16 protein-coding genes, 1 rRNA gene and 1 riboswitch are annotated in these 16230 nt (G+C 31.4%); of the genes, 14 read left to right on the plus strand and 3 right to left on the minus strand.

Features of this window, described 5'->3' with window-relative positions; translation table 11 throughout:
- The first annotated feature begins 329 nt into the window (after positions 1-329).
- Positions 330-503 carry a hypothetical protein gene (locus tag KQI88_RS17585; RefSeq protein ID WP_216419616.1) on the plus strand — a complete coding sequence of 58 codons (174 nt, stop codon included), beginning with the start codon at positions 330-332 and terminating at the stop codon, positions 501-503.
- Between the two features lie 255 nt (positions 504-758).
- Here the strand turns inward: KQI88_RS17585 and KQI88_RS17590 are convergent, their stop codons facing one another.
- Both KQI88_RS17590 and KQI88_RS17595 read right to left on the minus strand, forming a co-directional pair.
- Positions 759-1394, minus strand: a complete 636-nt coding sequence (locus KQI88_RS17590; RefSeq protein WP_216419618.1) for a GNAT family N-acetyltransferase — start codon at positions 1392-1394, stop codon at positions 759-761.
- A 137-nt stretch (positions 1395-1531) separates the two neighbouring features.
- Positions 1532-1666: riboswitch (cyclic di-AMP (ydaO/yuaA leader) on the minus strand.
- Between the two features lie 105 nt (positions 1667-1771).
- Positions 1772-2347, minus strand: coding sequence for a uracil-DNA glycosylase (locus KQI88_RS17595; RefSeq protein ID WP_216419620.1), 576 nt, complete (start codon positions 2345-2347; stop codon positions 1772-1774).
- A 176-nt stretch (positions 2348-2523) separates the two neighbouring features.
- On the opposite strand from KQI88_RS17595, the gene KQI88_RS17600 reads away from it, so the two are divergent.
- The 11 genes from KQI88_RS17600 (at position 2524) to KQI88_RS17650 (ending at position 12665) form a co-directional block, all read left to right on the plus strand.
- Positions 2524-2730 (plus strand): hypothetical protein, encoded by a 207-nt coding sequence (locus KQI88_RS17600; protein ID WP_212381082.1) that lies wholly within the window; start codon positions 2524-2526, stop codon positions 2728-2730.
- Positions 2731-2897: 167 nt separating this feature from the next.
- Positions 2898-3374: a QueT transporter family protein gene (locus KQI88_RS17605; protein ID WP_216419622.1), complete on the plus strand. Its 477-nt coding sequence runs from the start codon at positions 2898-2900 to the stop codon at positions 3372-3374.
- A 111-nt stretch (positions 3375-3485) separates the two neighbouring features.
- Positions 3486-5351, plus strand: a complete 1866-nt coding sequence (locus tag KQI88_RS17610; RefSeq protein ID WP_216419624.1) for a sigma 54-interacting transcriptional regulator — start codon at positions 3486-3488, stop codon at positions 5349-5351.
- A 232-nt stretch (positions 5352-5583) separates the two neighbouring features.
- A complete protein-coding gene (locus tag KQI88_RS17615) occupies positions 5584-6495 on the plus strand; it encodes a bifunctional enoyl-CoA hydratase/phosphate acetyltransferase (RefSeq protein ID WP_212381085.1) in 912 nt (303 codons plus the stop codon).
- A 37-nt stretch (positions 6496-6532) separates the two neighbouring features.
- Positions 6533-8317, plus strand: coding sequence for an indolepyruvate ferredoxin oxidoreductase subunit alpha (gene iorA, locus KQI88_RS17620; RefSeq protein WP_216419627.1), 1785 nt, complete (start codon positions 6533-6535; stop codon positions 8315-8317).
- Between the two features lies 1 nt (position 8318).
- Positions 8319-8891 (plus strand): indolepyruvate oxidoreductase subunit beta, encoded by a 573-nt coding sequence (locus KQI88_RS17625; RefSeq protein WP_216419628.1) that lies wholly within the window; start codon positions 8319-8321, stop codon positions 8889-8891.
- A 16-nt stretch (positions 8892-8907) separates the two neighbouring features.
- Complete coding sequence (gene buk, locus KQI88_RS17630; RefSeq protein ID WP_216419630.1) at positions 8908-9975, plus strand: butyrate kinase; 1068 nt, start codon at positions 8908-8910, stop codon at positions 9973-9975.
- 16 nt (positions 9976-9991) lie between these two features.
- Complete coding sequence (locus KQI88_RS17635) at positions 9992-10183, plus strand: hypothetical protein (protein WP_216419632.1); 192 nt, start codon at positions 9992-9994, stop codon at positions 10181-10183.
- Positions 10184-10198: 15 nt separating this feature from the next.
- On the plus strand, positions 10199-11467 hold the full coding sequence (locus KQI88_RS17640) for an SLC13 family permease (RefSeq protein ID WP_330656264.1): 1269 nt from the start codon (positions 10199-10201) through the stop codon (positions 11465-11467).
- Between the two features lie 56 nt (positions 11468-11523).
- On the plus strand, positions 11524-12246 hold the full coding sequence (locus KQI88_RS17645) for a YczE/YyaS/YitT family protein (protein WP_216419635.1): 723 nt from the start codon (positions 11524-11526) through the stop codon (positions 12244-12246).
- A gap of 86 nt (positions 12247-12332) precedes the next feature.
- A complete protein-coding gene (locus KQI88_RS17650; RefSeq protein WP_216419637.1) occupies positions 12333-12665 on the plus strand; it encodes a DUF2680 domain-containing protein in 333 nt (110 codons plus the stop codon).
- A gap of 99 nt (positions 12666-12764) precedes the next feature.
- Here KQI88_RS17650 and KQI88_RS17655 read toward each other — a convergent pair whose 3' ends face one another.
- Complete coding sequence (locus KQI88_RS17655) at positions 12765-14453, minus strand: methyl-accepting chemotaxis protein (RefSeq protein WP_216419639.1); 1689 nt, start codon at positions 14451-14453, stop codon at positions 12765-12767.
- A 377-nt stretch (positions 14454-14830) separates the two neighbouring features.
- Here KQI88_RS17655 and KQI88_RS17660 point away from each other — a divergent pair, with 377 nt between their 5' ends.
- Positions 14831-15691 (plus strand): DUF4438 domain-containing protein, encoded by an 861-nt coding sequence (locus KQI88_RS17660; RefSeq protein ID WP_216419641.1) that lies wholly within the window; start codon positions 14831-14833, stop codon positions 15689-15691.
- A 465-nt stretch (positions 15692-16156) separates the two neighbouring features.
- Positions 16157-16230: ribosomal RNA gene (locus KQI88_RS17665) — 16S ribosomal RNA — on the plus strand; the annotation flags it as partial.

Consider the following 16230-nt stretch of genomic DNA (forward strand, 5'->3'; position numbering starts at 1 on the left):
GGAGAGTAGGTCGCTGCGATATATTTAAAGACACAGTTACATAAATTGTAACTGTGTTTTTTTATTGTCTAAAAATGTATAAGTTCTTTAATTATTTTGACCAATACTTAAACTGAGATAAGAGTAAGTTCATAGCAATATGGGAAATTTTATAAGATAAAAGTAATATAATTAAGAAGGATTTTTTAAAAATAAGTAGAAATTATATTAATAAAGAAATGTTTTATTTTTATTTAAATTTATAACATTTTTTACGGTAGTATAAAAGACAAATATTATCAATTTATATACTTAATTTGGAGTTTAATATTTTCAAAGGAAGTGGAATTTTGGATAAAAATAATGTAATTAATTTAAATGATTATAGAGATATGAAGATAAAAGAAAAGCAAAATAATATAGACAAAATAAATAACCTAAAAAAAATAGATGAAGATGATCGTAGAAATACTTTTAATTTATTTATGCGTGTATTAGCAACTATGAGGAAAGAATCCTACTAAAATTAGACTATTGTTTTCGTAACACTTCATAGAGCACTTAAAATTTCTAACTTTCATTATAAATTTCAAGTGCTCAAAATAGTATTAGTCTCTTAATTTTGTATAGGACTCTAATAATTAGAGAAGAATATTCTTTTCTAGATTAGCAGAAAAAGCAGCTTAGCTGCTTTTTATAGTATTAAAGAGGTAGAAGTTTAGTAATATTTTTTGTAATATTTAAACTATGATATAGACAAGTGAAATAACATGAAAATTTTAGTATATAGATTTATGATATATAAGAGTTGTAAAAACTTGATCTAGATAATCTTCATAGCGCATTCCAGCTAAGGTATAGTTTTGCTTTATTCTAAAAGATAGAGACGCAAAATTTGGAGTAGGACTAATAATTGTTTCTGCAAAAATATCATATATCCCTTTAGTTTTTATATCAAATATTAGTTTTTTATATAACTCACTTCCTATGCCTTTGCCAGTTAGATGAGATAAAATAGCAGTTTTATCTACTAAAATGAAATCATTAGTATTCTTAATGTTAAAATCAGGCTTCCAATAAACTTCTTCTATCCACCCTTCGTTATATTTCAGCCATTGTTCCTTCGTATAGGCGATTAGGAAACCAACAACCTTGTTATAACTTTCGGCTACATAAAAATGATCTAATTCAAAAATATTTTCAAGTAATTTTGTTTGATAGTATTTAGGATTAGAAGAATAATCATCGATTAAAAAACCCTGATTTGCTTCTTTCTTGTTATTTCCAACGGAACATGCAACTTGATATATACTTTGTAAGTCTTTAGGGGTCGCTTTTCTTACTCGTATACGATCCTTTCCAGTAAGTAGCTCCTTTTCTAAAACGCTAAGATTTTTTAGTTTTAATTGATCCATAAAAATACCTCCCTTTATTAGAATTAATAGGTGAATAATAATACAGAAAAGAATAAGGTTAGAATAGTAATTAAATAAAAGGAGAGAAAAATAAAAAGGCTATAAGAAACTATAGCCTTGGTAAATACCTTGCTTGTAGTCTCCCCTTTCTACGCTTACGAGGTTAGCTGACGGATTCGGATCGAAGGAGTTGACCCTACTCACAAAAGTGAGATTCACCCCAAAAAAGTGGTTCCCCCGCTTCTTTATAAAGAATTCAGCGTCATTACTGTATATATATTTATTTATATCAACAAGTATATATACATAAAACTAAATGTACAGAATAATCTGTTTAATATATTTTATTACAAATGAAAATAAAAATCAACCTATAATTATAAAAAAACATCTATATTTATTATTTTTTTTAATTTATTTAAATCATCTAAGTATGTTTCTTTTAAATTTTGGTTATATATTATCGACGCTGGGTGATATAGAGGAAATATTAAAAGGTCATCCTTTTCTAATATTTGGCCATGTACAGCACCTATCGTTAACTTGTTATTTGCCATAACTGATTTTAGAGGAGTATTACCTAAGGTTACAATAATTTTAGGAGATATAATATTAATTTCTTCCTTTAAAATATTTGAAAAAAGACGTACCTCCTCTTGAGTTGGAGGGCGGTTAATTTTTCGACCAGTCTTTTCATTAGTTTTATGGGGTCTAATTTTTACAACATTAGTAATAAAAAGATCTTCTCGTTTAATTTGAAGTATTTCTAAAAACTCATTAAGATTTTTTCCTGCTTGTCCTACAAAGGGTTCCTTAAGTTCTATTTCTTTTGCACCAGGGGCTTCACCTACTAATAGAATTTTAGCATCTACATTTCCGGAGCCTGTTATATACTCACCTTGTGTTAAAGTAGCAATTTGCTTATAGAGATCATTTAATTTTTCTAATTTCATATTATACCTCCAAAATATTAATGATTGTTATAGTTTTTTAATTTTTAAGAAACATTACTTAGATCATTATGTATAAAGTACCATACATTAGCCAAATCTAATAAGAGTCATATTAAGAGTATTTTAACCTATTTTTCCTTTTTTAAAATAAAATATAATTGAAAGGATATGATTTTATGGGTGGTGAGTTTAATTATCCTATTATAGATAACTTTAGGATGTTATACGATGAAGGGTATAGATGTATCAACTATGAAATTGATAAAAAAGATGATCAATTTACAGTATACCTAAAAAACTTCGAAAAAGAGAATACAAAGACATTAAAATGTAATCCTAAAGATGGTATGGTACTAAAAAATTATATTGATAGAATGTCATAAAGTTTGCAATGATTTATGGAGTAGCCCTAGTTTTAAATTGACAACACATAACATAACATGTTATCATTGATAGGTTGTTTAATAGGCTTTGTTATTTGGAATATTAAGCAACATGTCAGTTCGAAACCATCCTGACAATAAATAAAACTAGGGAGGAGAAATAACAAATGAATAAAACAAAGTTTTTGACACAGGCCGCTATGATTGCAGCAATTTATGTTGTCTTAGTTGAGGTTTTTAAACCCTTCAGCTATGGAATTATGCAAGTGCGAATTGCCGAAGTATTAACGGTTATGCCTTATTTTACGCCAGCGGCAGTACCAGGATTAACGGTTGGGGTTATAATTTCTAATATTATTGGACCCTATGGAGTTTTAGATATTGTTGTAGGTAGTTTAGCAACATTAATTGCTGCATATTTTACTTATAAAATGCGTAAAAAGATATTAGCACCTTTACCGCCTATTATAGTTAATGCTATTATTATAGGACTTATGCTGTATTATATCTTTTTAGGTTCTCCAGATGAAACTCCATTACTGGCTATTATGGGATGGGTAGCTTTAGGACAAACTATTGTCTGTTATGGTTTAGGTTATCCTTTTATGTTAATTTTAGATAAATACAAAAATAATATTTTTTAGATTATTATACAATCTGAATAAGACCGAAAAATAAAGGGTAGAAGAAGTAATATGTATTACTTCTTCTACCCTTTAAAATATAAAATTATTTTTAAATAAGGAATGATATGTATGGATAAAAAAATAGGAATAATAGCATCTGATGAAGAATTAAAAAATAGAATTATAGAATTATTTAGAAATGAAGTTGAAAACGGAGAAATAATCATAGATATTTTAAATTCAGATATTATAGATGAACAAGGTCAAGCATTAGAAAATAGAGGAGTTAAGGCTATTGTTGCTAGAAGTGGAGGATATCGTCATACTGTTGGTACTGTTAGTGTTCCAGTTATACATTTAAAAGTAACTACACCAGATATTTTACAGGCAATAACAATAGCAAAAAAATATAATAAGGATATAGTATTAGTTATATCTGATTTAGACTACTTTGATTATGGTGCATGGAAGGATTTGATTAATGCAAATATTATTCTTGAAAGATTTCATACAAAAAATGAGATCTATGGCAGAGTGTATAAATATTTAGAAAAAAAAGATGATGTTGTAATAGTTGGTGGAGGTATTCCTTGCTCTCTTGCACGAAACTGGGGCATGGATAATGTTTTTATAAATGCTAGTAAAGAATCAATTTACGAAGCTATAAACTATGCTAAAAATATGATAGAGAATCTATATGAACAGAAATATAATAATGAGGTTCTTAAAATAATATTAGATGGAGTCCATGATGCAGTTATTGCTGTAAATTATGAAGGAAAAATTAGGTTATATAATGAAAGGGCTAAGGAGTTATTAAAGAAGGATAGACAAGATGTTATTAATAAAGAATTACTTGATGTTTTTCCAGAACTTGATTTTATTATGGATGTTCTTGAAAGTAAGATGGATAAAAATAATGAGATTAGGTCTTTGAAGAATATTACTATTACTGCAAACACTTCAATATTTAGGGTAGATGAAAATATTGAAGGAGTTTTATGTTCATTTCAAGATATTAGTAAGCTTCAAAGCTTAGAGAAAAAAATACGATATGAACTAAACAAGAAGGGACACGTTGCTAAATATATCTTTGAGGATGTTGTTGCATTTGACCCTATAATGAAAGATGTAGTAGAAAAGGCAAAAAGAATAGGTGAAAGTGATAATACAGTTATGATATATGGTGAAAGTGGCACTGGAAAGGAAATAATAGCACAAAGTATACATAATATAAGTAAAAGAAAAAAAGAAGCTTTCGTAGCCATCAATTGTGCAGCTATTTCAGAAAATCTTTTAGAAAGTGAACTTTTTGGATATGAAGAAGGGGCTTTTACTGGTGCTATAAAAGGAGGAAAGCCAGGACTATTTGAACTAGCTCATGGGGGCACTATATTTTTAGATGAAATAAATAGTGTATCTCCAAATCTGCAAGGTAAACTTTTAAGAGTTTTAGAGGAAAGAGAAACAATGAGAATAGGATCAGACTATGTAATCCCTTTAGATATAAGGATTGTTGCTGCCACAAATGAAGAGTTAAAGACGATGGTAGAAGAGGGAAGATTTAGAAGGGACTTGTTTTATAGATTAAATATTTTAGAATTACACATTCCTCCCCTTCGTGAAAGAAAAAAGGATATAATTCCGCTATTTAAGCATTACCTAAAAGAGTTATCTAATGAAATAGACCTTGATAAAATAAGTAAAGATGTTGAAGAGAAATTACTAAACTATCAATGGCCTGGGAATGCAAGAGAATTAAGAAATATTGTTCAGAGATATGTAATTTTTAAAGAAATAGATTTAGATAAAAGAGAAATAATAGATAATAATATTGAAGATGTTCATAAGACCATTGATTTAAAGGAAATTAATAGGTACGTAGAAGAAAAGGTAATAGATATGCTTTCTAGTCAAGGAATGACTAAGACAGAAATAGCAAAAATGCTAGGTATAAGTAGGACAGCCCTATGGAAGAAGATTAAATCACAATAATAATTATTGAATATGTTAACCAAAGATAACGGGATGTTAATCTAAGATAACAGTTTCGCAATTTACAGAATAATATTTATTATGAAAATTCGTAGAAATACAGGTCTAAGGCCTGTATTTTTTTTGGCATGAATTTTGCTTTATATTATTTAGTGCTTCAAAAATTTAACGTATTATATATCTAATCAGTTAATAGAGTATTTTTAAGATATGAAAATAAAGGAGGAGAGACATGATATTTAAAAGTTTTAAAGATTTAATAGAAAAGGTTCAAAATTCAAAAGTAAAAAAGAGAGTTGTAGTAGTTGTAGCCCAAGATGAACATACATTAGAGGCGGTATTTCGTGCTAAAAAAGATAATATTGTAGATCCAATCCTTATAGGTGACAAAATAAAAATAAAAGAAGTACTTGATAACCTTAAAGAAAGCTTAGATGAATCTTCTATTATTGATGTTAAAGAGGATTCAGAGGCAGCGATAAAGGCAGTAGAGTTTATTAACGAAAATAAAGCTGACTTTATTATGAAGGGAAAAATTCAAACTGCTGATTTATTAAAGGCTGTAGTTGATAAGGAAAAGGGTCTTAGAACCGGTAATGTAATGTCTCATATTGCCATTCATGAAATACCAACCTACCATAAACTGCTGGCAGTTACGGATGGTGGAATGATGATGTATCCAGATGTAGATACAAAAAAGCAAATCATAGAAAATGCTGTTAGCACATTTATAGATATGGGCTATGAAGAACCTAAAGTTGCAGTTTTAGCTGCTGTGGAAAATGAAAATCCCAAAATGCCAGAAACTGTGGATGCTAGTAAGCTAAAGAAAATGAACATTGAAGGAGAAATCAAAAACTGTATTGTAGAAGGACCTATATCCTATGACTTAACAATGAGCAAAGAATCTGCAGAAATAAAAGGCTTTAATAGCCCTGTCACTGGAGATGCTGATATTTTAATTGTTCCAAACATAACTGCAGGAAATATTTTAGGAAAATCTCTTGTATATTCAGCTGGAGCTAAAATGGCAGGATTTATTGTAGGAGCAAAGGTTCCTATAGTTTTAACATCAAGGGGAGCTAGTTCTGAAGAAAAATATTTATCTCTTGTGTTATCTGCATCAGCAGTTAAGTCGTTATAAATAATATTATTAATTTAAAATAATAAGGAGTGAAAATATGAAAAAATTATTAACAGGAAACGAAGCCATTGCTCGTGGCGCATATGAAGCTGGGGTAAGATATGCTTCTGCATATCCTGGAACACCGAGTACTGAAATACTTGAAAATATTGCAACATATAAAGAGGATATTTTAGCAGAGTGGGCGACAAATGAAAAGGTTGCTTTAGAGGCTGCTATTGGTGCATCTATTGCTGGTGCTAGGTCACTAGCAGCTATGAAACATGTAGGGGTTAACGTTGCAGCAGATCCACTGTTTACATTCGCATATACAGGAGTTAATGGGGGTATGGTTTTAATTACAGCTGACGAACCAGGTCAACATTCATCCCAAAATGAGCAAGATAATCGTAACTATGCAAAATTTGCTAAGATCCCAATGCTTGAACCAACTGACAGTCAAGAATCTAAAGATATGATACAGGCTGCATTTCAAATAAGTGAAGCTTATGATACCCCTGTTTTGATAAGAATGACAACAAGAGTATGTCACTCAAAGGGAATAGTAGAATGTGGCGAAAGACAAGATGCTCCTATAAAAGAATATGTGAAAAATATAAATAAATATATGACTGTACCAGCCTTTGCAAGAAAAATGAGGGTAAAAGTTGAAGAAAGAATGCATAAGCTATTAGAGTTCTCTAATAAGACAGAATTAAACTATATTGAATGGAATGATACTAAGGTTGGAGTAATTGCTTCAGGTGCTGCCTTTACATTTGCAAAGGAAGTGTTTGGAGATTCAGCATCCTATTTAAAATTAGGATTTACAAATCCACTTCCAACTGAAAAGATAAAGGAATTTGCAAGCAAGGTTGATAAAATATATGTCATTGAGGAAAATGACCCATATATTGAAGATCAGGTGAGAATTTTAGGCTTCGATTGCTTTGGAAAAAATCTTTTCCCAGCATATGGAGAGATGACTCCAGATGTTATAAGAAAAGCTATATTTGGAAAGACCAATGAAACTGTAGATTATAATGAAGAAAAGGTTGTTTCAAGGCCACCAACACTTTGTGCAGGATGTCCTCATAGAGGATTTTTCCACCAACTAGGAAAGAGAAAGAATGTTGTGGTTGCTGGTGATATTGGATGTTATACACTAGGATTTGCAGATCCATACAATGCTATGGACTTTAACATATGTATGGGTGCCAGTGCAAGTACAGGACATGGAGCACAACAAATATTCAACATGAATAAGGACAATAACAAGAGGGTTGTATCAGTAATGGGCGACTCAACATTCTTCCATACAGGGATAAATGCTCTTATAGATGTAGCCTACAATAGAAGTAATACTGTTACAGTAATATTAGATAACAGAATTACTGGAATGACAGGACATCAGGAAAATCCAGGAACTGGATATACGATACAAGGCATGGAAACACCTGAATTAGATATTGAAAAGCTTGTAAGAGCATGTAATATTGAAAATATTGTAAGTATAGATCCAAATGATCTTACTGCAGTTAAAAATGCCTTCGATTGGGCTTTAAGCCTCGATGAACCTTCTGTTATTATTACAAGATGGCCTTGTGTATTAAAGAAATTATCTGCTCAAGATAAGGAAGAATTTAATGGTGCATTCCAAAGTAAATATGAGGTTAATCATGATAAATGTATAGGTTGTAGAGCTTGCGTAAGAACAGGTTGTCCTGCTATATCCTTTGATAATAAGACTAAAAAGTCAACTATTAGTTTTGATCAATGTGTAGGTTGTAGTGTGTGTTCTCAGGTTTGTCCTGTAAAAGCTATAGGAAAGGTGGAAGCATAATATGGTAAAAAGCATTCTATTAGTAGGGGTAGGGGGACAAGGAACAATTCTTGCAAGTAAGTTATTAACAACTGGTCTTATGGAGGCTGGATATGATGTGAAAATGAGCGAGATCCATGGAATGTCCCAACGTGGAGGCTCTGTATCTTCCCAAGTTAGATATGGGGAAAAAGTAGAATCTCCTGTAATTGAGTTAGGTGGAGCTGATATATTGGTATCCTTTGAAAAAATGGAAGCATTGAGATGGCTTGAATATTTAAAAACCGATGGAAAAGTTATCCTTAATAATTATGAGATTGGTTCAATATCTATTCTTTCTGGAAAAGTTGATTATCCAGAAGGTATAGTTGAAGAAATTTCAAGTAAAGTAGATACTATAGTTGTAGATGCAGCTAAACATGCTAAAGATATGGGAAATTCTAAGGTTATGAATATTATTTTATTAGGCGCTACTGTAAAGTCAATGAAGCTAGAGGGTATAGATTGGGAAAAAATAATAAGAGAAAATGTAAAGAAACAATTTATTGATATTAATATAGAAGCCTTTAAGCATGGTATGAGCTTAGTAGGATAATAGCGGAGGTAAAAAAATGTCACATAAAATACTTGCAATCAATCCTGGTTCTACATCAACTAAAATCGCTTTATATTCTGGAGAATCGATGGTTTTTACAAAAACCATCGATCACTCACCAGAGGAATTAAATAAGTTTAATAATATAGCTGATCAGTTTGATTATAGAAAAGATATAATTCTTGAAGTTCTCAAAAAAGGAGGTTGTGAATTAACAGAATTATCTGCCGTAGTTAGAAGGGGAGGTATTCTTCCTCCAGTTGAATCGGGAGCCTATAGAATTAATAAAGATATGGTAGACAGACTTAAAAACAATCCAGTTGTTGAACATGCCTCAAACTTAGGTGCATTAATAGCCAATGCTATTGCAGAGGCCCTTGAAATCCCTGGGTTTATCTATGATTCTGTTTCAGTGGATCAACTAGAACCTGTAGCCCGTGTATCTGGTATGGCTGGAATAGAAAGAAGTAGTACCTTCCACGCCCTTAATTCTAGAGCAATGGCAATTAAAGTAGCTGAAAAATTAGGTAAAAAGTATGAGGATTTAAATTTTATTGTTGCTCATCTTGGAGGAGGTATTTCTCTAAGCGCTCATAGAAAAGGTAAAGCTGTAGATATTATAGCCGATGATGAAGGACCATTCTCCCCTGAAAGAGCTGGAAGAGTACCTTGTAAAAAATTGATAGATGTATGTTATTCTGGGGATTATGATAAAAGAAATATGCATAGAAAGCTTAGAGGTAATGGTGGTGTAAACTCTTACTTTGGTACTAATGATATGAGGGTTCTTGAAAGAATGGTTAAGGATGGAAACCAAGAAGCTGTATTAATATATGAAGCTATGGCATATCAGATTGCAAAGGGAATTGGTGAATTATCTGCTGTACTTTGTGGAGCTGTGGATGCTATTATTACTGGTGGGATTGCTCATTCAAACGATTTTGTATCCCTTATAGAAAAAAGAATTTCATTTATTGCTCCTGTGGAAGTTATGCCAGGGGAAAACGAAATGGACGGATTAGCATTAGGTGCCCTAAGGGTTCTTGAAAATAAGGAGATAGCTAAAGAATATATCGACAGATAATATAGGAGGATAAATTATGTCAACGTCTGTAAAGGGTCAGTCAATAAATATTGAAAAAAGTAAATTAATAAAGATTATTTTTTCATTTGCTGTGATGTTGGTATTTGTATTAATGCCACCAATTGCTCCGATTACACCAATGGGAATGGATGTTTTAGGAGTTTTTATTGGTACAGTATTATTATTATCTTTAGTAGACACGGTATAGCCTAGTTTATTATGTATTCCATTTTTTGCTTTAACAGGAGTTATGAGTTTAAATGATGCAATTATAGGTTCTTTAGGTTCATGGGTTACTATGTTCGTAATTGCTAGTTTTATTCTTACCTATGCCCTTAACTCAACAGGATTTACAGCAAGACTTACTGCCTGGTTTATGAGCAGAAAGTTTGTTAATAGGAGCCCATGGACTTTTACTATATCATTAATATCCCTTGGTTTAATTGTTGGGCTATTCCTAGACCCTGTGCCTGTTACAGCCTTTTTTATGGATTTTTCAAATAAAATATTTAAAGAACTTGGATATAAGAAAACCGATAGGTATCCCCATATGGTTACTATGGCATTGGCATTTTCAATAAACATTGCTGGCGGTATGACACCTATATCCCATCCACTTGCAATATTAGGTATGGGAATATATGAAAATGCTGTAGGTCAATCTATTAGCTTACTTACCTATATGATGTACGGTGTACCAACAGGATTACTCATTTTTGCAGGATTACTTCTTGTACTTAGAATATTTTTCAAACCAGATATGAGCAAGTTTGAAAATTTTGATGTTAAAAATGTACTTGACGAAATAAAACCAATGGATATTAAAGAAAAAATAACTGTAGGAGCCTTTTTCACAGTAGTTTTATTATGGGTATTACCAGGAATTCTTACAATAGTTGCTCCAGGAACAGCATTGGGAGCATTTTTAACTAAGATGGGAGCAACTTTCCCTGCAATTATTGCAGTAGTGTTGCTAGCCATTCTTGAAGTTGATAATGAGCCTGTTCTTAATCTTAAGAAAGCATTTACAGAAGGGATGTCTTGGGGAGTAATATTTCTAGTAGGAGCTGCGGTTCTTCTTGGTGGAGTAGTTACAAAAGAAACAGTTGGATTGACTGATTTTATTGTGCAAAATATAGTACCTGTTACAGAAAGTTTACCACGTATTTTAATAGTGGTCTTGATAGTTGGTCTCACAAGTATTATGACTAATTTCTCATCAAATGTTACAACTGTAGTTCTTATGACAGGGGTTGGAGTATCTATTGCCCTTGGTACAAATAATCTTAGTGTTTTTGCTATAGCTCTTTCAACAACATTAACAGGAGCACTTGCTTATATGGTTCCAGCTTCTTTTGCTTCAATTGCCGTATTGTATGGAGAAGAATACAGTGATGGTAATACAATATTTAAGTATGGCGCAATTACTGTTGTAATTACTACGTTGATTGTATCATTTATAGGTTATCCATTAGCACTGTTGTTACAATAAAAAAAACTTGATTAGGTGGAGTTTAAACTTCACCTAAATCTTTTATGGAGGTATATATGAAAAAGCTAAGGATTAATAATTTATTTATATTTTTGCTAGGGCTTTCCTGCTTAAGTCTTGGTGTCGTATTAGTTATTAAATCAAATTTAGGAGTGTCCGTGGCAACATCTGTACCCTATGTTATAAGTCTATATTTTACAAAGATAACCTTTGGTCAATGGAATTATATTGTTCATGGATTCGTATTACTTCTTTTAGTTATTATTATTAGAAGGCTCACGATAAAATATTTAATGTCGTTTATAGTAGCTTTTTTATTTGGTATAGCTATAGATTTATTTAATTTAATTTTAGCATCTGTTACAGCTAATACATTTGTTGAAAGAATAGGACTATTTACTTTTGGTTCCATAGTTATTTCAATAGGGGTTGCTGCATTTATAAAGAGTAACTATCCAATTTTACCCTTCGATACCTTTGTAAAGGAAATCTGTTTGGCAAAAAATATAGAAATTGCAAAATTTAAAACAGGTTTTGATTTAGTTTGCTTTACAGTTTCTCTAACCTTCAGTATAATCTTCTTTGGAAAAATTAAGGGACTTCATATAGGGACATTAGTATCAGCTATTATTTTAGGAAGTATGATAGGTGAATGTTTAAAGATTATGAATAAGTATATAGAAGGAAAATCTATTTTTCCAGAAGAAAAAGCTAAGTTAGTACTAGATTTCGATTTTTTAAACTTTAATAAGTCTAAAGGTTTAAAGAAATATAATTAAAATAATGAGTTTTTCTTCATAAGTTCTTCACATTCTTAACCTAATATATAAATAGAAAAGAATATATTATATAGGAGGTTACTTATATGAAAAAATTTACAATCTTATCTATTATTGCAGTTCTAGTTTTATCAATGGGAATTGTAGCTTTTGCAGATAGTGGAAAAGAGGCACCACAATGGTATAAAGACATGATTGAGTGGAGAAAAGAACAAGTAAACGAAGCTGTTACAAATGGAGAAATTACTGAAGAAGATGCTAAATATTGGAATGAGGAAATTGATCGTATGGAAGAACATCATAATGAATATGGATATGGTCAAGGAATGATGGGACAATACAGAAGTAGAAATAACAGAGGATCAGGAAGAAATAATTTTATGGGAGGTTTTGGTCCAGGATCCTGCCATAGATGGTAAAGTTAAAAAACAAATAGAATTAAAAAAGGAATTTGAGAATCTTTGATTCTCAAATTCCTTTTTTAAAATCAGAAATCGATGGGAAGCATCAAACAAATTTTAATATTTAAAAATGGCAATAGAACTTTGAAGTTGTTGTGCCATGGCTGATAAATAAGATGCAGAATTGGCAACTTCTTCAATGGTAGCGGCCTGTTCCTCAGAGCCTGTTGCAATTTCCTCTGTGGAGGATGCGATATTTTGAGAAATAGAAGAAATATTTTTAAAGCCATTAACAATTTCTTCAATATTTTGTGATACAATATCTGTCAGATGGGTTGCATCTTGGGCCTTCATTGCTACACTATTTATTTCTGATACTATTACACCAAAATTTTTACTAGCTATATCAACCGCAATGGCTCCAGTATTAACTTCGTCTACGTTGTTGGTAATGGATATTACAGTTCCTTCAATTCTACTTTGTATATCTACAATAAGTAAACCTATTTTATTTGCGAAGTCACCAGATTGTTCCGCCAGCTTACGTACTTCTTCTGCCACTACGGCAAAACCGCTACCTGCTTCTCCGGCTCTAGCAGCTTCTATAGCTGCATTTAGTGCTAGAAGATTAGTTTGATCTGCAATGGCACTAATAGCATCTACTATTTTTTCAATTTCCTTAGAACTCTCGTTTAATTGTTGAATAGAATTAGAAGCTTCTTCTGTAGATGTTTTAATATTGTTCATTTTCTCAACTGCTTCTTTGACACTTTGTATACCATCTTCAGCGGTTCTTAGAGTTGTTTTAGATGATTCATTAATAATATGTATATTATTAGATACTTCATGTATATTACTTGCTATATCGGTTACTTTTTCCGTGGAGTCATTTACTATAATAGATTGGTCATCAGATACTCTAGCAATTTCTGTAATACTGCTGGTTACCTCTTCAGAAGTTGCGGATACTTCTTGGCAAGAGGCGGAAAGCTGTTGACTGGTAGATGCTACTTGTTCAGAAGCTTCAGAGGTTTGATGGATAATATTACGTAGGTTAAGCACCATCTGGTTATAGGCCTCAGCTAATGTATGAATTTCATCCTTTGTATTTACAGAAATATCCTGTGTTAAATCTCCATTAGCTACTGTTTCACATATAGATATTAATTTTTTAATAGGACTTACAATGCTTTTTGTAACTAATGTTCCTATAGAAATGCTTAATATAATTATAAATCCAATAATACCTATTGTTAACATCATAATATTATTTATTGAACTGTTAATTGAAGCTTCTATTATTTCAATATCATCATTCTTAAGAGTAATAAGGTCGTCTGAAGCTATTCTTAACTCCATAGCCTTTGGATAAGATTGTTTTAGCATAACTTCAATTGCCTTTGTGGTTTCACCAGAACGATGTAGAGAAAAAATTGAATCAGCTAATACATCATATTCTTTATTTAACACATTCATCTTAGTAGACAGATCAATAGTTTCTTCTGTATAGGATAATTCAATGGTTTTTTCAGCTAGTTCTGTGGCAACTGTTTGGTAATCTTGAAAGGTATCAAGATAAGTTGGGTCACTGGTAAGAAGATAACCCCTTAGGGATGAAATTTTTTCCAGAGAGGCAATCTCCAAGTCCTTAGCTGTATTAATTCCCTCAAAGCTTAGCTGTGTCATGTGATTCATCTGTTTATGAATATTAGAAAAACTAATAAAAGAAAAGGTGCCTAGACCAATCAATAGTAGAATAATTAATAGAAAACCTCCCATAATCTTGTTTCTTATGCTTTTTTTCATAAGTGTGTCCTCCCCTTTAGTATAGACTAAATTGTAGCCCTTTAAATTGGCTTTAACATATCATACGAGACTATTTTCGACAAATAACTACTAATAAAACCCTCCAAATAGAGTATATAATAAAAAGAATAGGAATTCTACAATATTTAAAATATTAGGAAAAAAGTAGTATTATAACGACTATAGCACCTATCTTCTATGCCTATATATAGAATGAAGGCCATACCAATTTTTTAATAGCTACCTTAAAAATTTGTGGTTCTATACGAGATATAAAGAACGTAGATTTCTTTATAAGTATTTAGAAAATAAACAGGAAATTTAACAAAAAAATAGAAGTTTAGATATACGAAATAAATTAAAGGGAGAGATTAATAATGGAAACAAATAAAAGCAGATTAGTAATGCAATCAGTACAGGGTAAAATTCATAGTCCAAGTGCACTCCATCTGTATAGAGTTAATAGGGATGGAGTCGCAGAGGTTCTACCAGCAACAGGAGGCATTACTTACAATGTTAAAATAGGTGATAGTTGTATGCAGTGGATAGGAGACCATATTGAACCCGGCGTTAGTATAAGAAATGAAACTAAAGGTGAAAATGATGCATTAATGCTGCTTTCTTGTATTGGAAATGAAGCAAAAGTTATAACAGGGGATGCTAAAGGTGCTAAAGGCTATGTGACAGGGATGCATGGAGGAATTGACCATGTCTTATTATATTTTAAAGATGAAGACTTAGATAAAATGGCTATTAATGACACAATATTAGTTAAAGCTTATGGACAAGGTCTTAAAATAGCTGGACATGAGGATGTAACTTGTATGAATATAGACCCAGTGCTATTTGAAAATCTAGGTATTAAAGAAAGCAAGGAAGGGGTATTGGAAGTGCCAGTGGTAACGGAAATACCTGCATATTTGATGGGATCAGGCATTGGAAGTACTACAGCTTTTTCAGGAGATTATGATATTATGACTGGTGATTTAGAAGCAAATAAGCAATTTGGCATAGATAAGCTACGATTTGGGGACCTAGTTATGCTTAGAGACTGTGACAACACATATGGAAGACAATATCTAAAAGGGTCAGTATCAATAGGGGTTGTTGTTCATAGTGATTGTATTAAGTCAGGACATGGTCCTGGTGTTACTGTTATTATGAGTAGTAAGACTTCAAAAATAAAAGGTGTTTTAAATAAGGATTCTAATATTGCTAATTACTTAAACATTAAATAGCTTAAATGTAATATATAATTGTAAAATAGTATTGTAGAAGTATGAGGAGAAATAGTAATATATTTTCTTCTCATACTAAGTAATTCATGTAATTCATATAGAAAAAGATATAACTTCAATTTTAAAATTTTATTAAACATTAAAAAGTATATTGACAATATTATTATAAAGTGTTAAAGTAAACAAGTCGCCAATCGCAGCGGCAATCATTTCGACAAAAATATTAAAAAATGCAAAAAAAGTGTTGACATAATATTTTAGATATGATATATTAAGTAAGTCGCCGCAACAAGGCGATGGGGCACAAGCCCTTAAAGAGGTCTTTGAAAACTAAACAGTATAGATTAAGCCAGCAAAGGTAGATTGCCAAAATCTTTGATTTTGTGTAAGATACCTTCTCAGCGAAAAGCTGAGTTTCCATTAAATATTAATTTATTTAAATGGAACCCAAAAATTCGAGCATTTTTATTTAAGAGTTTGATCCTGGCTCAGGATGAACGCTGGCGGCGTGCCTAACACATGCAAGTCGAGCGGAGTTA

Origin of the sequence: Alkaliphilus flagellatus (assembly GCF_018919215.1) — a bacterium.
GTDB lineage: Bacteria > Bacillota > Clostridia > Peptostreptococcales > Natronincolaceae > Alkaliphilus_B > Alkaliphilus_B flagellatus.